This window comes from Micromonospora sp. WMMB482 (genome assembly GCF_019038635.1).
GTDB lineage: Bacteria > Actinomycetota > Actinomycetes > Mycobacteriales > Micromonosporaceae > Micromonospora > Micromonospora marina.
The window spans coordinates 2238968-2256881 of record NZ_JAHOPD010000020.1 but is presented as its reverse complement, the minus strand read 5'-3'; the positions used below and the strand labels follow the sequence as shown (position 1 = coordinate 2256881).

Here is a 17914-nt window from a genome sequence, read left to right as displayed (position 1 = left end):
ACCGCAGACGTGAGAGCAATACCTTCTCGCATTCGGCCGTCGCCCGTCCACCCGGGTCGGGCCTTTTTGACCGAGGAAACGCGCCGGGTCACACGAAAAGACGAGCGACGATCAGTCCCCGGACACGGAGGGTGTTCCTGAGGAAACACTCAGGTCGGGCATCGGTGGCTGGAAGTACGGATCGGTCGCCATCTCCCGGAAGACCTGCTCGCTCTCCGGGTCGTCGCCGAACGTGCTGTCGTAGATGGGCTTCTCCGTCTGCCGGGCCGCGAAGTAGACCGCCGCCTTGATCTGCGGGTGCTTCTTCAGGTACGGCCCGACCTCGCGCATCCAGTCGGCCCGCTGGCCCGGCCGCCCGTCCTGGGTCAGGCCGTACTCGCCGATGATGACCGGCCGCGGGTGCTTCTTGGCGAAGGCCATGAAGTGGTCCATGCGATTGGAGAAGCTGTTCCACTCCGGACTGGGGTAGACGTCGGCGCAGAGCCAGTCGACCTGGTCGTCGCCGGGGTAGTAGGCGGCGGCCCGGCGCTGCGGCTCGGCGAAGCCGTCCGCGTGCGGGCACCACACCCACCCGGCGTTGGTGACCCCCATCTCGGTGAAGATGCCGCGGACGTGCTTCCAGGCCGCGACGTAGTCCTCCGGCGAGTGCATGCTCGCCGCCAGGTTCGGCCGGTCCATCTCCCACCGGTAGCGCAGCAGCACCGGAACGCCGAACTCCTTGACGTCCTTGGCGCGTTCCCGGATCAGCGCGTCGTAGACGCCGCTGACGGTGGACCGGGTGTCGGTGCCCTGCCACGAGATCATCTGGAGCTTGCCCCGGCTCTGGAACAACTGCTCGGTGGCGCTCGGGAACGGCTCGTTCCACTCGTGGAACATGTGCGCGATGGCGAGCTTGCCGCCAGCCGCCCGGTTGAAGTCGTCGAACGCGGCGGCCCGCCCGCTGGCGTTGTGGTACTGCGGCTTGACCCAGGTGCCGAGCCAGGCACCCTTCTCGGGTGGCTCCGGCCCGCGCCCGGTGGTGCGGACCGGCGCGGTCCGCGGTGTCACAGTCGGCGGGGGCGGCGCCGACGCCGTCGTCGACTCGTCGGATCGCTCCGAGCCGATGTCACAGGCCGCCACTGCCGGCGCCAGGAAGGCCAGGCCCAGCACGGCAGCCATCGTCAGTCGTAACCGTCGTACCACCGCAACCTCTCCCCAGGATGGTCGCCGGCCACGGTATTGGGCCCTGACGGATCCGCGGGGGCGGAGAGGCTCGCCGGGCCGGGCGGGCGACCCCTGGCACTCTACCTGTGACGCGGCGCTCAGGCGGGGTAGCCGAGTCGCGTCAGCAGCGGCCCGGCCTGAGCCATCACGTCGGCCAGATCCTTTTCGGTCAGCCGCTGCCGCCAGCGGCCCACCGAGCCCGGCCGTGCCTTGGCGAAGCGGGCGTGCAGCGCCTCCCGCCCGGCCGGGTCACCGACCTCCAGGAAGTCGGCCACGATCTCGGCGGCCTCGGCCGGGTGGGTGACGACGTCCTCGTACCGCAGGTGCCGCACCCGCTCCGCGGGCAGTTCGGCGAGCTGGGTGAGCGCGCTTCCGGTGAACCGCCGCCACATCCAGGCCGACCGGCCCAGGTCGGAGACCTGCGTGAACTCGTCGCGCCGCTCCGGCTCCACCCAGAACCGGGGCGCGGCGCCCCAGGGCGTACCGCCCCGGCCGCTGCGACCGGTGCCAGTGGACGCGGCGTTCAGCCAGGGCTGCTCGGCGTGCGACACCGCCACGTCCCGGCCGTCCCGGTAGACGTGCAGGAAGACCGCGTCCGGGAAGACCTCGGTCAGGAACGGCACGATGAAGCAGTTCTCCGGGTCCTTCTCGGCGAAGCGCAGCCCGCCGTGCCCGGACGCGGCGAGCAGTGCCCCGTAGTAGCCGCGGAAGTAGCGGGCGGCCCGCTGCGGCGTCCAGCTTCCCTCGTAGACACAACGGGCGACCGCCTTGGTCAGGCGCGGTTCGAAGTGGTACGACACGTCCGGCAGCGCGCCGACGCAACTGCCGAGGAACGTGGTGCCGGAGCGCGGGGCGCCGAGGATGAAGATCGGCCGCTCCACCTTCAGGGTGAGCCGGCGACCGCCCCCCTCCACCGGCCGTTCCAGCTCGCGGCGTTCCTTGCGGTCCGCCAGCAGCCCCACCGCGGCGAGCTTCGCGGCCTTCACGGTGGACAGGCCGGAGTGCGGGGCGAGGGGGGAGTCGCTTGTCATCGAAGGTCCCATCGGTACGCAGGATCGGTCAGGACGGGGCGGCCGGGTCCGCCCCGGCCCGGTTGCGGCCACGGCGCAGGGCACGCAGCGCGTCGAGGTGCAGGGTGCGCCGCCAGCGCCATGCGCCCGCCAGGTACGCGACCAGCCCGGCGACCGCCACCAGCGCGAGCACCGGCGGACCGGCCCCGAGCAGCGTCGCCACGCCCAGCGGCACGGCCAGCGCGACCAGTGCCAGCGCCATCGCGGCCCGGGTGCCCGCGCCGAACGGGTGCAGCCGCATCGACCACCAGAGCTGGGTCAGCGGTACCAGGTTGGTGACCAGGATGGAGACGGTCCAGGCCAGGGCCGCGCCGAGGATGCCGTAACGCGGGATGAGCACCAGGTTGCCGACCACGTTGAGCACGGTCCCGGCCATCGCGTTGTAGAACGTCCACGCGGTGCGCCCGGCCATGTTGAGCACCATGTCGACCATGCCGCAGCCGGTGGCCAGCAGCATGGTCAGCGCCAGCAGCACCACGACCCGGCGGCCGTCGCCGTACCCGGATCCGAACAGCGCCAGCATCGGCGTGGCGAACGCCGCGAAGATCAGGTACGCGGGCCAGGAGAGCAGCACGAGCCAGCCGGTGGCGGCCTGGTATAGCTGGCGCGCCTCGGCCCGGTCGTCGCGGGCGAACGCGGCGGCCAGCCGGTGCTGCACCGAACTGGACAGCGCGACGCTGGAGAGCTGACCCAGCGCCAGGAACCGGGTCGCGGCCGTGTAGATCGCCGCGTCCGCCGGCCCGCGCAACGCGCTGAGCAGCACGATGTCCAGCCGCTGCACGACGATCGCGGCCAGGCTGCTGACCGCGCGGGGACCGGTGAACCGCCAGAACGGCCCGGCCAGCTCGCGCGCCGGCACCGGCCGGGTCACCTGCCGCCCGGCCCGGCCGACCAGCCGGCTCAGCCAGAGCAGCGCGACCGCCGCGGCGATCAGGTACGGCACCACCCAGGCCAGCGGCAGCGCGGCGGTGGCGGACAGGCCGAGCCACGCGGCGACCGCCACACCCAGGAACTGCACGAGCGTGCGACCGAGCCGTTCCACTGTGAGCAGCGGGCGCATCTGGCCGAAGCCGCGGCAGGCGGCGAGCGCGTAGTCGTTCAGCGCGGCCAGCGGCACGAACGCCAGCAGGATGCGCAGCGCGGTCACCGCCTCCGGCCCGGCCTCCGGCATGGTGGCCCGGGCCAGCGCCGGTGCGGCCAGCCAGCCGGCCACCCCGAGCAGCGTGCCGACCACGAGCACCGGCAGCAATCCGACCAGGATCGTGCCCCGGATCTGGTCGCGGCGGTCGAGCGTGCGCTGGCGGCTGACGAAGTAGACGGTGCCGACGTCGGTGCCGAGCCGGGCCGCCGACGCGGCGATCATGAACGCGCTGGTGGCCGCGAAGAACATGCCCGCCTCGCGGACCGACCAGCCGCGGGCGATGACGATGTTCAGGCCGAAACCGGCCACCGCGGCCAGCCCGACCCCGACCAGGTTGGCGAAGCCCTGCCGGGCCGCGCCGCCCAGCCCTCCGCCCGGCCCGGGCGGCGGTGCGGTGAGCGTCGGGGTGCCGCTGGCGTCCGCCCGGGTCACCGCCGCCACGACGGCACGCGTCCCCACCACGCCGCCAGCCGCTCGTCGTACGGGGCGAAGTGGTCCTCCAGCCGGGTCCGCAGCTCCGCCGACATGGGCGAGCGGGAGCGCGAGTTGTGCTTGCCGAACGCGATGTCCGCCCAGCGGGGCAGCCCGAGGAAGTCGCAGACCGCGTCGAAGGAGGGACGCGGGTCGGCGAAGAAGTCGTCGCTGTCGATGACGTGCATGCGGTCCCGGCCGACGAGCGCCTCCAGGCGCTCCAGCTGCTCGATGTAGCGGCCCCGGGCCAGGTACGCGTTGTGCTGGAGGTGCTCGCTGGCGTACGACGCGGAGCTGATCATCCGCTCCCGCTCACCGGCCGTACGGGACTCCTCCAGCGCCAGCGCCCGCTCGAAGTCGGTCTCGGTCTCGTAGCCGCGGGCCAGCTCGTGCGAGTGCGCGGAGTAGGCGCGCTCCACCGGGTCACGCAGCAGCACCAGCAGCTTCACCGAGGGCAGGTCCCGGGCGATCCGCTGCCCGGCCAGCGGGTGGAACATGTAGTACGGGCTGGACTCGCCGGTGATCCCGCGTACCCCGATCTGGGCCTTCACCGCCTCGGCCTTGCCGGTGGTGGGGAAGTGCCCGAGGTACCAGCTCATCCCCCGGTGGTAGTCCATGTCGAAGTAGTGCACGCCCTTGTGGTACGCGGGCGGCAGCACACCGGGATGCTGCGAGAGCGTCTTGAACAGCGAGGTGGTGCCGCAGCGCTGCGCTCCCACGATCAGGAATCCCGGCACCAACCGCGAACCGGCGGTCAACCGGCCGACCGTCCGGCTCACCGACTTCACCGCGCGGAGCGCCTGCTCCTTGGCCACCGTCACGTCCCCACTCCTCACTCTCACCCGGCCCGGCGGGCCAGATGTTCCTCGACGGCGGGCAGCAGCCAGGTGTCGACGTGCCCCAGTCGCGCACCCGCCTCCGCCTGCCGGTCCCGCAGGTAGCGCGCTGCCAGCTCCACCAGGTAGAGCACGGCGACCAGATCGGCGCCCCCGCCGGTCTGGTCGAACGGCGCCAGGGTGCGCCCGGCGCCGGCGATCAGCGCCCGGGCCGCCTCGACCGGCTCCACCCCGTCGTGGCTCATCGCGCCCTGCACCGCCAGGTGCAGCGCGTCGTACCCGGCCGGCACGTCCGCCTCGAACCGTTCCCAGTCCCAGACCAGCACCCGGCCGTCGGCCAGCACCGCGCTGTTGCCGCCGTTCCAGTCCCCGTGCCAGGCGCCGAAGGCCACCACCGGGTCGGCGTCCGCGACGGACTTCAGTGCCGCGCGCAGCCGCCCGGCCTCCGGCCGGGGTCCGAGCGCGTCCACCGCCGTGGTGAGCCGGGCCGCGTGCCCGCTGCCCGCCCACGACTGCCGGCGTACGCCGAGACAGCCGGCGACCGCCACCATGGCCGCGCGTTCGGCCGCCTCCGCCGCGGCCGGGGCGGCCCGGGGCAGCCGCACCGGTAGCGCCTCCTGCACGAGCAGCGCGTGACCGTGCCAGTCGCCGTGATGGCGTACCCCGGCCGGCACCACCGGCCCGAGCGGCACCTCGGCGAGGCGGCGCAACGCCTCCGCCTCCGCGTGCACCAGCGCGCGGGTCAGCGCGTCGACGCCGAGCTTGGCGTACCCGAGGGCCCGGCCGTCCGGGGCGAGCAGTTGCAGCACCGGCTTGCGGTTCGCCCGGGCCGGCCCGATGTGCAGGCTCACGAGCGCCGGCTCACCGAGCACCTCGGTCAGGTACGCGTCCAGCCCGCCGCCGTCGACCACGAGCCGGTCGCGGAACACCAGCGGGCCCAGCCCGAGCCGGAACGCGGTTGACAGCCCCTGCCGGACCAGCTTGGCCTTGCGGCCGACGGCCTCGGTGGAGTGCCGGACCGCGCTCGCCGCCGCGCGGCCCGAGCCGGTCGGCACGAGCAGCCGGGGGCGGGACGCCGAGGGCACCACCACCCAGCCGGCGCCGCCGCGCCGCAGGCTGGGCTCGGCCGGCGCGGGCCAGATCAGCCCGGCCAGTTCACCGAGGTACGCGGCACGGCCGTCGCCGTCCGGGGGTACGCGGAACACCATCAGTGGTCACCGGTCTTTTTCAGTCGGGCCCGTAGCCCGGCGATCGTGCCCTGGGGTGGCTCCGGCGCGAGCGACCGGCGTATCCGGTCGTTGCGGGCCAGCAGGGCGACCGTGATCAGGGCGTAGGCGAGTGTCGCTTCCATCGCACCGTAGGTGAACTGGAAGAACAGCATGAGGATGAGCACGAGGGTGCCGGCGATCCCGATCGCGCTGTGGTCGCGCCGGTAGCGCCAGATGCAGTAGAGGAAGAAGGCGTTGTAGCAGATGGCGCCGACCCAGCCCTGCCCGACGAGCAGCGCCCAGACCTGGCCGTTGCTGCCCAGTTCCCGGTTGCCGCACTGCTTGCAGTCCTCGGACTTGCCGATGGCGATGGACCGGTTGCTGCCGATCAGCGCCCGGTTGCCGCCGTACCCGAGGACCGGCGAGTGGTTGGCCGCGGTCACCGCGCCCTGGGACAGCGTGGTCCGGATGTCGTCGCTGTGCCCGTTCGCGAGGCGTTCGTCGAAGGTGCGGCCGAGCGGTGTGGCGACGATCAGCACCCCGATCAGCCCGACCGCCAGGGCGAGCCCGCCGAGCACCACCATCCGGCCGCGCAGCGCGAGCCGCAGCGCGACGTACGCGGCGGCGATGCCGAGGCCGATCCACAGGCCGCGGTTCAGCGAGTAGACGATCGGGAAGATCGCGGCCAGGGCGATCGCCATGCCCGCGGTACGGCGCAGCGGCTTGCCCAGTACGACCCAGCCGACGATCAGCCAGACCAGCAGGATCGCGGTGTTCTGGCCCCACGAGTTCGTGTAGGTGAACGGCGCGGACGGGCGGGGTGAGCTTGCCTCCCCCTCGATCACCTGCTGCACCTGGGCGAACTTGATCTCCATGAGCGAGGTGACGTACGGGTGATCGGCGATCGACTGGGGCAGGACGGAACGCAGCGGCGCGACGAACGTGAGGTTCGGGAACAGCGAGCCGATCCAGCCGCCGAGCACCACGACCACGCCCATGAACCCGAACAGCCGGACCATCCGGCGCTGGGACAGATCCCGCTCCCGCAGGTTGTAGACGTAGAGCATCGTCACGGTCATGGCGACGTAGTTGGCGAGCCGGATGCCCCAGCCGATGTACTTGCCGCTGCCGCCGGGCGGCAGCGTGTTCGGCGCGGTCAGGTCGAGGGTGAGCACGGACAGGAACACCCACAGCAGCAGGACCATCCAGATCCCGAAGCCGGGCGGCACCCGGATCGGGCCCCGCTTGCGCATCTGCGCCACCATCGGCACCGCGAAGATGACGAAGACGAAGCTCGACACGCCGAGCACCCACCACAACGGGTACAGCAGGAAGACCGAGATCAGCGGCCATGCCGTCGGCAGCCGCCACGACCAGCTCTCCGGCCGTACCGTCACCGGCCGCAGGCGGTTCCCGTCCGGCGGCGAGACCGCCCCGACCGGGACCGTCCCGCGCGCGGTGCGGGGCGGGGTGGCGGTGCTCATTTCACGGAGACCTTGGCGGTGGTCGGCGTGTAGATCACCCATGCGTTGCCGGGCTGGAGGCGCAGGAGGTCGCCGCCGTTGTCGGCGAGCGTGCAGACCATGCCCAGGCCGGGCTTGCGCCACCGGCCCTTGGCGCTGTTCGGCCCGGACACCGCCAGCACCGCGCCCTCACCGAAGACGTTCGCCGAGGGCAGCGAGCGCGGGGACGGATTGCGGACGTCCAGCGTGCGGTATTCCATCGTCAGCACGATGACGGAGGCGGCGGTCACGGTGACCTTGCCGACCTTGCCGGCCCAGACGGACTTCGCCTGGTCGTACCGCCAGACCATCGGCGGGCCGCCGGAGACGGTGACGGTGAGTTCGGTGGCCGGCACGAGGTCGCGGACGGCGAGCGCGTCGCCCTCGTCGGCGTGGTCGATCGGCGGGGTCGGCGGCTGGCCGCCCTTCGGGGCCGCCTTGAGCAGCGCGGCGGTCGAGGTGTAGTCGCCGGAGAAGACCTTGCTGTCGTCGTCGGGCGTGACGCCGTCGAGCTCGGAGTTCTCGAACTGGGTGAGGAAGCCGGTGGGGCCGCCGTCGTACCCGACGAACGGGCGCAGCACCGCGAGCGACCGGATGTCGACCGGCCGGATCTCGGTGACCGGGCCGATCTTGGTGGCGTCCCTGGAGTGGAAAACGGCGGTCAGGTGCAGCGTGTCGGACTCGGCGAACTCGGCGTAGACCAGGTCGGCCGCGTCCAGGCCGGCCGGGGTGGTCGCGGGGCTCACCCGCAGCGGCACCGCGACCGCCTGGCGGGTGGCGGCGGCCGGGGTGCTCACCGGCGCGCCGGTGAGCGGGCCGGTGGGCAGGGTCGGTGAGGCACTGGCCGCGGACGGCGAGGCGGTGACGTCGCCCGGGTCCACCACCTTGACGTTGCCCGGCTCGGGCTCGGGCTCGCTGCACCCGGTCCCGACGCCGAGGACGACGGCGGGAGCGATGGCGGCGCGGAGCATCTGCCGGCGGTTCACCCCAGATCCTCGCCGGAGTCGAGGGCGTAGCTGCGGCCGTCGCCGTCACCCCGGGAGCGGTAGGTGCCGCCGGTGCCGTTGAGCGGTACCGGCTTGCCCGGGGTGCTCGAGGTGCCCGGGGTGCTCGGGGTGCTCGCGCTGCCGGGGTTGGCCGGCGGGGTGGCCTTGCCCGGAGCCGGCTTGGCCGGGCCGGGCCGGGACGACTGCATCCGCGGCAGCACCATCGTCGACTCGGCGGACGGGCCGGGGCTCGGCCGGGGCTTGGGCCGGTTGGCCGGTGCCGCCGGGGCGCTCGACGCGCCCGCGGCACCCGAGCTGCCCGAGGACGCCGGCCGCGTGGCGTCGGCCGCGGGTGCGGGCAGGCGCGGGGCCAGCACGGCACCGATCACCGGGGCGTTGACCTGCTCGAACTGCTGCAACGCGGCGGTGATCTCGCCGCTACGGGTCTTGCCCGCCTCGGCCACCATGATCACGGCGTCGACGTACCGGCCCAGGGCCTGGGCCTCCACGGCGAACGTGGGCTGCGCGGTCTCGATGATCACGTGGTCGAAGCGCGCGGACAGCTCGTGCAGGATCTCCAGCAGCCCGGCGACCGGCAGCTCGACCTCCGCGTCCAGGTCGCCCGGCACCAGCACCCGGAGCTGGCCCAGCCCTGGCACCGGCGCGAGCGCCTTGAGCGGCGGCACGTCGCGGCGCAGCACCGAGGCCAGGTTGTGCCGCCCCTCGGCCACCCCGGTGATGGTGCCCAGCGTCGAGTCGGGCTTGGTGGTGATCAGCGCGACCTGCTGGCCGGTGCGGGCGTACGCGGCGGCGAGGTTGGCGGCGACGAACCCGGCGGCGGTGCCGGCCGAGGCGTCGCAGATCAACAGCTGGCGGCCGCGTCCGCCCTGTGCCGGTTCGGGCACGGCGGACAGCAGCACGTTGCGCAACCGGCCCAGCTCGCGGGAGACCCGGTGCGTGGCCGGCAGGACGGTGAGCGAGGGCGTGCGGACCGGCAGCTCCAGCAGCAGCGGGAGGCCGACCCGGTCGGAGATGTCACGGCCGCGCCGGATCCGGGTGTCGAGCCGGTCCAGCACCAGCGCCAGCACGATGCCGAGCAGCAGGCCCGCGCCGATGCCGCTGGCGAGGTTGAGCGTGCGGTTCGGCGAGCTGGGCGAGTCGGGCAGCCGGGCGTCGGAGATGATCTCGCCGGGGTCGGAGCCGGCCGACACCAGCGGGCTGAGCCGGTTGTTCAGGCTGGTGATCTGGCTGGTCAGGACGTTCCGCTCGGCCTCGGCCCGCTCCCGCTCGGGCGAGTTCGACGGCGCCGCCGCGATCCGGCCGGCGACCGCGCTGAGCTCCTTGTTCAGGTCGGCGATCTGCTGCTTGAGCGCGTTGGTCTCGTTCTCCAGCGTCTTCTGCGCAGTGGCCTTGCGCAGGTCCAGGTACGCCTGGGCGAACGCGTGCGAGCCCGACTGGGCGCCCTCGGGGCTGTTCGCCTCGTACGCCACCTGAAGGATCTGGCTGTTCGGCGGAACCTTGACGGTCACCGACTTGACGAGCTGGTCGGCCCCGGTGTCGACCTTCATCAGCGCCTTGGCGCGCTCGGCCACCACAAGAGAGCGGACCACCTGGGCCTCGGTGTCGAGGTTGACCTTGGCGTTGGGGTTGCTCTCCGCGCCCGAGCCGAGCGGGCGCACCAGCAGCGACGTGGTCGAGGTGTAGCGGGCCTCCTGGATCTGGCTCAGCGCCAGTCCGCCGCCCAGGCCGAGGGCCGCGGCGAGCAGCAGGATCCACCAGCGGCGGCGCAGCCAGCCCAGGTAGGCCATCAGGGCAAGACCGTCGGGATCGCTCTCGGCCAAATGGGGTGAGGGCATCAGAGTCTGTCGCTCCCTTTCGACCGAGCCGGGCAGTCCACGGCACAGCTGGACCTGACCGTGGCCTTGAGTGTCCCCGATCCGAACGACGAGGGAAAGTCTGCTCATGTTCCGGTAAGCCTGCCCGGGTGTGGGCAGCCCGCGTAGAAATGGCCGATCGGCGCTGACCATTCGGCGGGTTTCCCGGTGTCGGGCCCGACCTGCCCCCGGACAAGCCGGCGTCGCCGACGGCTCTCGTGCGGAGCGGTGACGGAATCCTGACACATCTCACTTTCCTCTGGTGGCCCGCCCCGGCGGGCCCGGGGCCCACCGGGCTGACCTGGACGGTGGTCGGTCGATGCACATCCCAGTGACGGGAATCGAGAGGTGAGCCGACCGGCGCGTCAGGATCCGTCCAATGGCCCCTTCAGTTGCCCAGGGGCGCGCCAGTAGGTTGTCAGGGCGCGTCCGAGGGGCTTTCACAAAAAATCCGGACGCGTCATCCGCGTACGGGAGGAAGTCTGTGGTGAGCGGGTCAACCGAGGACTCGGGGCAGATCCTGCTGGTGGGTTCCAGTGGCGGGCACCTGGCCCAGCTCCTGGCCCTGGAACCGTGGTACCGGGATCGGCGCCGCGCATGGGTAACGTTCGACACCCCCGACGCGCGCTCGCTGCTCGCCGGCGAGGACGTGCTCTGGGCGCACCACCCCACCACGCGCAACGTCAAGAACCTGGTACGCAACGCGTTCCTCGCGCTGAAGGTGATCCGCCGGCGTCAGGTCGACGCGGTGGTCACGACCGGCGCCGGGGTCGCCCTGCCGTTCGTGGTGGCGGCCCGCATGCGCAAGATTCCGACGGTCTACATCGAGGTGTACGACCGGATCGACAGCGCGACGCTCACCGCCCGGCTCTGCCGTCCCTTTCTCTCCGCGATGCTCGTGCAGTGGGACGAGCAGCGCCGGATGTACCCCGAGGCCACCGTCGTGGGGAACCTCCTGTGATCCCCCGGCAGCGGGACCGGCGTGCCGCGGCACCGTACGTGCTGGTCGTGGTCGGCACCGACGTGCACCGCTTCGACCGGCTGGTCGGCTGGCTGGAGCGCTGGCACGCGGCAAGGACCGGGGTCCGGCTGGTCCTCCAGTACGGCCACAGCCGCACCCCGGCCCTGCCCGAGGCCACCCCGTTCCTCGGGCACGAGGAACTCCAGCGGGCGATGGCGGAGGCGACGCTCGTGGTCAGCCACGGCGGCCCGGCCACCATCACCGAGGCCCGGCGCAACGGCCACCTGCCGATCGTGGTGCCCCGCGACCCGTCGCACGACGAGCACGTCGACAACCATCAGCAGCTGTTCTCCCGTCGTCTGGGCGCGGCCGGCATGGTCCGGCTGTGCGAGTCCGAGACCGAGCTGCTAGCCGCCCTGGACGAAGGGCTCGCCGACCCGAGCCGGTTCGTCCTGGCCGCCGACCCGGGCCGCCCGGACCCGCGCGCCGAGGCGGTCGCCCGCGTCGGCGCGGTGATCGACGAGCTGGTGGCCCGCCGGGTACGGCAGCGAGCCGTCGGGCGTCGCGGATGAGCGCCCCGGATCCGGCGCCGCCGCGGGTCCTCTTCGTCGGCGGCCTCGGCCGCAGCGGTTCCACGCTGCTGGAACTGCTGCTGGCGCAGAGCGCCGACGTGTGTGCCGTCGGCGAGGTGGTGCACCTGTGGGAGCGGGCGCTCGGCGCTGACGAGCGGTGCGGCTGCGGTGATCGGTTCACCGCCTGCCCGTTCTGGCGGCAGGTCGGTGACCAGGCGTTCGGCGGCTGGGCCGCTGTCGACCGGGACGACGTGCTGGCGCTCAAGGACCGCGTCGACCGGACCCGGCACATCCCCCGGCTCGCCAAGGACGCGCTCCCGCCGGAGCAGTTGGCCGACGTCCGTCGCTACGCCGACCTGTACACCCGGATCTACCGGGCCGCGCTGTCGGCGACCGGCACCCGGGTGGTGGTGGACTCCAGCAAGCACGCCTCGCTCGCCTTCGCGTTGCGCTGGGCCGAAGGGCTGGACCTGCGGGTGCTGCACCTGGTCCGGGACAGCCGGGCGGTGGCGTACTCGTGGGGCAAGCAGGTACGCCGCCCCGAGGTGGTCGACGGCGAGGACTTCATGCCCACCTTCTCGCCGTTCGAGGTGAGCAAGCTGTGGACCGCGCAGAACGCGGCGTTCCACCTGCTCGCCTCCCGGGCGAAGGTGCTGCGGCTGCGGTACGAGGACTTCACCGCCGACCCGGCCGGCACCGTACGCCGGGTGCGGGACTTCGCCGGCCTGCCGGACGACCCGGCGGCGCTGCGCATCCTGTCCGGAGCCGACGACACCGGCGCGGCGCCCGAACCGGCCGCACCGTTCCGCGCGCACAGCGTCGCCGGCAACCCGCTGCGGTTCAGCGGCGGGCCGCTGACGGTACGCCGGGACGAGGCGTGGCGGGACCGCCTGCCGCGCCGCAGCCGTGCCGTGGTCAGCCTGGCCACGCTTCCCCTGCGGGTCCGCTACGGCTATCTGGGCCAGCGGGGATCCGACGAGTCCGTGGAGAGAGCATGAGTGGGCCGAGCATCTCGGTCGTCGTACCGACGCGGGACCGTCCGGAGCTGCTGCGTGCGGCGCTCGACGCGATCCTCAGCCAGGCGCACCCGGGCCTGATCGAGGCGATCGTGGTCTACGACCAGTCCGAGCCGGACCGGTCGCTGGAGACCGACCGGGGTGACCGCCGGATCCGGGTCGTCACCAATACCCGTACCGCCGGGCTGGCCGGCGCGCGCAACACCGGCATCGAGGCCGCCACCGGCGACTGGGTGGCGTTCTGCGACGACGACGACGAGTGGCTGCCGGGCAAGCTGGCCGCCCAGTTCGGGGCGCTCGACGCACACCCGGACGGCGCGCTGGTGAGCTGCGGCATCCGGGTCAGCTACGACGACCGTACGGTGGACCGCTCGCTGGACCGGGCCCGGATCTCGCTGGAGGCGCTGCTGCGCGACCGGCTCACCGAGCTGCACCCCTCCACGTTCCTGATCCGCCGGGCCGCGCTGCTCGACGCGATCGGGCTGGTGGACGAGCAGATCCCGGGCAGCTACGCGGAGGACTACGAGTTCCTGCTCCGCGCCGCCCGCTACGCCCCGCTGGTGAACGTGGACAGCCCGTACGTGCTGGTCCGCTGGCACAAGCGGTCCTACTTCGCGCAGCGCTGGGAGACCATCTCGACCGCGTTGCAGTGGCTGCTGCGCCGCTACCCGGAGTTCGCCACCGTGCCGCACGGCGAGGCGCGGGTCGCCGGGCAGATCGCCTTCGCGCAGGCGGCCATGGGCAACCGGCGCGACGCGGTCCGCTGGGCCCGGCGCACGCTGGCCCGCAACCCGAAGGAGCCGCGCGCCTACCTGGCGCTGGCGGTGGCGAGCCGGGCGGTGCAGGCCGACCGGGTGCTGCGCACGCTGCACAAGCGCGGCCGGGGCATCTGAGCCGTACGCGAAACGGGCGGGCGACCTCGGTCGCCCGCCCGTCGTCGTTGCGCTGCGGTCAGGCCGCGCAGAAGGACTTCCACGCCTGGATGCTCGGCTGGTCGAGCAGCCGGAAGTCGCCCTGGCTGACCGTCTGGTTGTAGTACGCCACGAACTCCGGCCGCTGGCCGTTGAGGAAGCCGGTCATCGACCGGATCCAGGCCGCCCGGCCGGTGCCCGAGTCACCCGGGACCAGGTCGCTGCCGGTCTCCGCGACGCCCCACGGCTTCCCGAGCGCCTTGGACTTGCTGATCATCGCGCCGTAGATCTCCTGCGGCTGGGCGTACCGCTTCCACTTGGCGCCCCAGTTGTAGCAGTCCCAGCCGAGCGCCTCGATCACGTCGCCGCCCGGGTAGAAGGCGTCGAAGCTGCGCCCGGACTTCGGGTCGAGCGTCCAGCACATCAGGATCAGCGTGTTGATCAGTTTGGGGTTGCCGGTCCGGTCGGCCAGGCCGGCGATCCGCTTCCACGCCGTCCGGTACGCCGCCGTGCTGAACGCGCCGCGCTCGACGTCGTCCTCCGGCTCGTGGAAGTACGACCAGTAGACGTTGTGCTCGCGCGGGATCGAGGCGAACCAGGAGGTCAGCCGGGAGTCGAACTTGCCGGTGTTGACCTCCTGCGGCGACGCCTTGAAGGACACCACCACGGTCCGGTCCACCACGTCGGCCCGGCTGCCGGACCAGGCCGGCGGCAGGCCGGGGAAGAAGATCCGGGCCATCCGCAGCTTGCCGAAGGTCCGATCGGACCGGGTCAGCGCCTGGCCGAACGTCTCCCCGTTCTGCACACCGATCGAGGCGCCGGGCAGCGTCAGTCGCGTACCGGTGAAGCCCGGCCCGGCGGCGTCCGCGGAGGCCGACGGACGCGCCGAGGGCTTGCTGCCGAGGCCCTGGTCGGCGCCCGGGGACGCGCCGGGGCTGGCCGGCTTGCCCGGGCCCATCGAGGTCGCCGACCCGACCGAGCCCGGCGTCCCGCCCGCCTGCCGGTCGGTCGAGTCGGGTCGCAGCGTGGCCACCGCGACTCCGCTGCCGGTCACGGCCAGGACCACCGCTGCCGCGATGGCGACGCGCCAGCGCCGCCAGGAGCCGCCGGACGGCGGCGCAGGCGCCGGGGCGAGCGGCGGCGCGGGCGGCCGGCCCGGCCCGCCGGTGGCCGGTCCGTGGAGAACGTCCACCGGGGGCGGGCCGGTCAGGGTGGCGGTCGCTGCGGTGCCCGCGGCCCAGCCGGTCTCGCCCGCAGGCCCGGGCCCGCCGGGCTCGTCGTGCGGCGTCCAGCCGGTGTGGCCGTCCGCCGGCCCGGCCTGCGTGGCCCAGGCGTCGTCGTACGGCTCACCCTGCGGCCAGGCGGCGTCGCCGTGGCCCGCCGGCCCGTACTGCGGCCGGACGCCGTCCGGCTGCGGCGCCCAGCCGTTCGCCGTGCCGGGCGCGGCGTCCCAGCCGGCCGGGTCGTGCCCCGGCCCGTCGTGGTGACCGGCGTCGTGCCGGTCGCGCTCGGGCCAGGGCAGGTCACCGCCCGGCCGGGCCGGTGGTGGTGACGTGCTCTCGGCCTGTGGCCAGGGCAGCGAAGGGCTGCCGGCCTGGCGCGGAATGTCCTGACCCGGCCACAGGCCGGTCGGCTGCCCGAAGGCATTGTGCGGCTCTCGGTCGGCCGGCATGACCCTCCCTGGCTGTCGGCGGCCCGTGGTCGGGGCTCAGATCGCCACGCATACCTGCCCGACGATAACCCTCAACCACCTGGCCGTACGTACCGTGACACTCAGCCGAACGCCTCACCCTGGTTGCCGGTGACGGTCGAAGCGGGCATCTCGACCCCGGTCCGGGCGATCGCGTCGAGCAACTGGTCGGCCAGTTCCGGCCGGCAGACCAGCAGATCGGGCAGTCGCGGGTCGGCGCGGTTGTAGCGCAGCGGCGAACCGTCGATCCGGGACGCGTGCATGCCCGCGCCGAGCGCCACCGCGACCGGGGCGGCACTGTCCCACTCGTACTGACCGCCCGCGTGGACGTACGCGTCGACCTCGCCGGTCACCACCGCGCAGACCTTCACACCGGCCGAGCCCATCGGCACGGCGGTGGCGCCGAGCATCTCGACCAGCTCGCCGACGAACGCCGGCGGGCGGCTGCGGCTCACCGCGATCCGGATCGGCCCGTCGGACGCCTTCGGCTGCGGGCAGGTGGTGCCGAGCACGAGCGGCCCACCGTCCACGGTGGTCCGGGCCGGCATGCCCACCGCGCCGGCGACCAGGGCGCCGTCGGGGGCGGCGGAGCGCTGCCAGAGCGCCACGTGCACCGCCCAGTCGTCCCGCCCCTCCTCGGAGAACTCGCGCGTGCCGTCCAGCGGGTCGATGATCCAGACCCGGTCCGCCTCGTGCCGGGGCGCGCGCTCGCCGTCCGCCCACGCGCGGCGCGCGTCGGCCTCCTCCTCGGAGAGCACCGCGTCGGCCGGCCGCAGCCGGGCCAGCGCCGCCGTCATCAGCTCGTGCGACGCGCGGTCGCCGGCGTCCTTGAGTGCCTTCGGGTCGGCGAAGCCCTGCCGGTCCCGCAGCGCGGTGAGCGCCTTGCCGGCCTCGGTCGCCAGCCACTGCGCGAACCGCTGGTCGTCGAGCCGTCCCGCCTCGTCCTCGGTCACGAGCCCCATCCCTTGTTCTCCCGGGTCTGCCGCGACCCGTCATCCTTCGGCGTCCGGTCGGGCCGGCGCCAGCGTCCGTCGGATCGTAGACAGTCGCGAGGCGGTCTCGGATCCCCCGGAGGCACCGGTGACCCGGCCGGCCGCCCGCATGTTGAACTTCGCGTGTATCGCGGCCGGAGCCGCCGGGCCAGGCCCTAGGCTCTGCGCATGACCGCCGAGCAGCTGATCTCGTTCGCCCGTGGCGCGCCTTCGCTGGACATCGTCGATGTCGAGGGGCTCAAGGCCGCCGCCGTCCGCGCCTTCGACGCCGACCCCGCCGGGGTCACCGCGTACGGCACCTCCGTCGGCTACCCGCCCTTGCGGAAGTGGATCGCCGAGAAGCACGGTGTCGAGGCCGACCAGGTGCTGATCACCAACGGCTCGTTGCAGGCCGACGCGTTCCTCTTCGACCACCTGGTCCGCCGGGGCGACGCGGTGGTGGTCGAGCGCCCGACGTACGACCGCACGCTGCTCAACCTCAAGCAGATGGGCGGCGAGGTGCACGGCGTGACGATCCAGCCGGACGGCCTGGACACCGCCGAGCTGCGCAAGCTGCTGGAGTCCGGGGTGCGGCCGCGGCTGGCCCACGTGATCCCCAACTACCAGAACCCGGCCGGCGTGACCCTCTCCCTGGAGAAGCGCCGTGAGCTGCTGGACCTGGCCGCCGAGTACGAGTTCACGATCTTCGAGGACGACCCGTACGCGGACATCCGGTTCCGGGGCGAGCCGCTGCCGTCGATGCTGTCGATGGACACCCGGGGCGTGGTGGTGCACGCCTCCAGCTTCACCAAGACGGTCTGCCCGGGCGTACGGGTCGGGTACCTGGTCGGCCCGGCCGAGCTGATCGCGGCGATCGCGAAGCGGGCCACCAACCTCTACATCTCGCCCGGCATGGTGGCGCAGGCGATCGTGCACCAGTTCTGCGTCTCCGGCGCGATCGACGAGTCGATCCGGACGGTCCGTTCGGCGCTCGGCGAGCGGTCGGCGGTGCTGGCCGAGTCGCTGCGCCGGCACCTTCCGGAGGCCCGGTTCGTGGAGCCGGACGGCGGCTACTTCCTCTGGGTGGAGCTGCCGGAGGACGTCGATGTCGACCGGCTCGCCCCGGCTGCCGCCGAGCGTGGCGTGGCGGTGGTGAAGGGCAGCGACTTCATGGTCGACGGTGGCCGACACGCGCTGCGCCTGGCGTACTCGGCGGTCACCGCGGACCGGATCGACGAGGGTGTGCGGCGTCTCGCCGAGGCGATGGCCGCCGTACGTGGCTGATTTTCTGTCGGGTTTCTGACAGAAGGGCCCCGCTGGCCGGTTCGGCTCTCCCGCTGGACCGGCCGGCAGCCCACAATGCTGCGAGTGCCGCTCACCTTTGCCCGGTGGCCGGCCCGCACGCCGGAGGACCGGCCGGGCCGGCGGCACGCCCAGCATCACTCCCGCCCCCCAAGGGGTGCCGGGTGGGCCGTGTCGCCCCTCACCCCCCTGACGCGGCC

15 protein-coding genes are annotated in these 17914 nt (G+C 73.3%); 5 read left to right on the top strand and 10 right to left on the bottom strand.

Annotation, left to right across the window (positions count from 1 at the left end):
* Positions 1-111: 111 nt before the first annotated feature.
* The 8 genes from KSK32_RS11480 to KSK32_RS11445 all read right to left on the bottom strand — a co-directional run bounded on the left by KSK32_RS11480 (position 112) and on the right by KSK32_RS11445 (position 10273).
* Entirely contained in the window at positions 112-1158 is a 1047-nt protein-coding gene (locus tag KSK32_RS11480; RefSeq protein WP_216931132.1) for a glycoside hydrolase family 26 protein, read from the bottom strand.
* Between the two features lie 143 nt (positions 1159-1301).
* Positions 1302-2234 (bottom strand): sulfotransferase, encoded by a 933-nt coding sequence (locus tag KSK32_RS11475; protein WP_216931130.1) that lies wholly within the window; start codon positions 2232-2234, stop codon positions 1302-1304.
* 28 nt (positions 2235-2262) lie between these two features.
* A complete protein-coding gene (locus KSK32_RS11470) occupies positions 2263-3876 on the bottom strand; it encodes an oligosaccharide flippase family protein (RefSeq protein WP_216931128.1) in 1614 nt (537 codons plus the stop codon).
* Positions 3843-4706, bottom strand: a complete 864-nt coding sequence (locus KSK32_RS11465; RefSeq protein ID WP_216931126.1) for a sulfotransferase — start codon at positions 4704-4706, stop codon at positions 3843-3845. Before KSK32_RS11465 ends, KSK32_RS11470 begins: the two co-directional genes overlap by 34 nt.
* A 17-nt stretch (positions 4707-4723) precedes the next feature.
* Entirely contained in the window at positions 4724-5929 is a 1206-nt protein-coding gene (locus KSK32_RS11460) for a hypothetical protein (RefSeq protein WP_216931124.1), read from the bottom strand.
* Complete coding sequence (locus tag KSK32_RS11455; RefSeq protein WP_216931121.1) at positions 5929-7413, bottom strand: O-antigen ligase; 1485 nt, start codon at positions 7411-7413, stop codon at positions 5929-5931. The genes KSK32_RS11460 and KSK32_RS11455 overlap by 1 nt, the downstream gene beginning before the upstream one ends.
* Positions 7410-8417, bottom strand: coding sequence for a DUF3048 domain-containing protein (locus KSK32_RS11450; RefSeq protein ID WP_216931119.1), 1008 nt, complete (start codon positions 8415-8417; stop codon positions 7410-7412). Before KSK32_RS11450 ends, KSK32_RS11455 begins: the two co-directional genes overlap by 4 nt.
* Entirely contained in the window at positions 8414-10273 is a 1860-nt protein-coding gene (locus tag KSK32_RS11445; RefSeq protein ID WP_216931118.1) for a Wzz/FepE/Etk N-terminal domain-containing protein, read from the bottom strand. Before KSK32_RS11445 ends, KSK32_RS11450 begins: the two co-directional genes overlap by 4 nt.
* 502 nt (positions 10274-10775) lie before the next feature.
* Here KSK32_RS11445 and KSK32_RS11440 point away from each other — a divergent pair.
* Genes KSK32_RS11440 through KSK32_RS11425 form a run of 4 tightly spaced genes read left to right on the top strand, consistent with a single transcriptional unit; the run spans position 10776 to position 13733 of the window.
* A complete protein-coding gene (locus KSK32_RS11440; protein ID WP_216931116.1) occupies positions 10776-11252 on the top strand; it encodes a UDP-N-acetylglucosamine--LPS N-acetylglucosamine transferase in 477 nt (158 codons plus the stop codon).
* Positions 11249-11824: a glycosyltransferase gene (locus KSK32_RS11435; RefSeq protein ID WP_216931115.1), complete on the top strand. Its 576-nt coding sequence runs from the start codon at positions 11249-11251 to the stop codon at positions 11822-11824. Before KSK32_RS11440 ends, KSK32_RS11435 begins: the two co-directional genes overlap by 4 nt.
* A complete protein-coding gene (locus tag KSK32_RS11430; protein WP_216931113.1) occupies positions 11821-12822 on the top strand; it encodes a sulfotransferase in 1002 nt (333 codons plus the stop codon). Before KSK32_RS11435 ends, KSK32_RS11430 begins: the two co-directional genes overlap by 4 nt.
* Positions 12819-13733 (top strand): glycosyltransferase family 2 protein, encoded by a 915-nt coding sequence (locus tag KSK32_RS11425; protein ID WP_216931111.1) that lies wholly within the window; start codon positions 12819-12821, stop codon positions 13731-13733. The genes KSK32_RS11430 and KSK32_RS11425 overlap by 4 nt, the downstream gene beginning before the upstream one ends.
* 58 nt (positions 13734-13791) lie before the next feature.
* Here the strand turns inward: KSK32_RS11425 and KSK32_RS11420 are convergent, their stop codons facing one another.
* Both KSK32_RS11420 and KSK32_RS11415 read right to left on the bottom strand, forming a co-directional pair.
* Positions 13792-15423, bottom strand: coding sequence for a hypothetical protein (locus KSK32_RS11420; RefSeq protein WP_216931109.1), 1632 nt, complete (start codon positions 15421-15423; stop codon positions 13792-13794).
* Positions 15424-15524: 101 nt separating this feature from the next.
* Complete coding sequence (locus tag KSK32_RS11415; RefSeq protein WP_216931107.1) at positions 15525-16403, bottom strand: 3'(2'),5'-bisphosphate nucleotidase CysQ; 879 nt, start codon at positions 16401-16403, stop codon at positions 15525-15527.
* Between the two features lie 198 nt (positions 16404-16601).
* Here KSK32_RS11415 and KSK32_RS11410 point away from each other — a divergent pair, with 198 nt between their 5' ends.
* Entirely contained in the window at positions 16602-17696 is a 1095-nt protein-coding gene (locus KSK32_RS11410; RefSeq protein WP_216931106.1) for a PLP-dependent aminotransferase family protein, read from the top strand.
* The last annotated feature ends 218 nt before the right edge of the window (positions 17697-17914 follow it).

Excerpts from the sequence above, each read along its gene's own strand:
- KSK32_RS11480 (WP_216931132.1), bottom strand. The coding sequence starts at position 1,158 with ATGGCTGCCGTGCTGGGCCTGGCCTTCCTGGCGCCGGCAGTGGCGGCC.
- KSK32_RS11475 (WP_216931130.1), bottom strand. The coding sequence starts at position 2,234 with ATGACAAGCGACTCCCCCCTCGCCCCGCACTCCGGCCTGTCCACCGTG.
- KSK32_RS11460 (WP_216931124.1), bottom strand. The coding sequence starts at position 5,929 with ATGGTGTTCCGCGTACCCCCGGACGGCGACGGCCGTGCCGCGTACCTC.
- KSK32_RS11455 (WP_216931121.1), bottom strand. The coding sequence starts at position 7,413 with ATGAGCACCGCCACCCCGCCCCGCACCGCGCGCGGGACGGTCCCGGTC.
- KSK32_RS11445 (WP_216931118.1), bottom strand. The coding sequence starts at position 10,273 with ATGCCCTCACCCCATTTGGCCGAGAGCGATCCCGACGGTCTTGCCCTG.
- KSK32_RS11430 (WP_216931113.1), top strand. The coding sequence starts at position 11,821 with ATGAGCGCCCCGGATCCGGCGCCGCCGCGGGTCCTCTTCGTCGGCGGC.
- KSK32_RS11425 (WP_216931111.1), top strand. The coding sequence starts at position 12,819 with ATGAGTGGGCCGAGCATCTCGGTCGTCGTACCGACGCGGGACCGTCCG.
- KSK32_RS11420 (WP_216931109.1), bottom strand. The coding sequence starts at position 15,423 with ATGCCGGCCGACCGAGAGCCGCACAATGCCTTCGGGCAGCCGACCGGC.
- KSK32_RS11415 (WP_216931107.1), bottom strand. The coding sequence starts at position 16,403 with ATGGGGCTCGTGACCGAGGACGAGGCGGGACGGCTCGACGACCAGCGG.
- KSK32_RS11410 (WP_216931106.1), top strand. The coding sequence starts at position 16,602 with ATGACCGCCGAGCAGCTGATCTCGTTCGCCCGTGGCGCGCCTTCGCTG.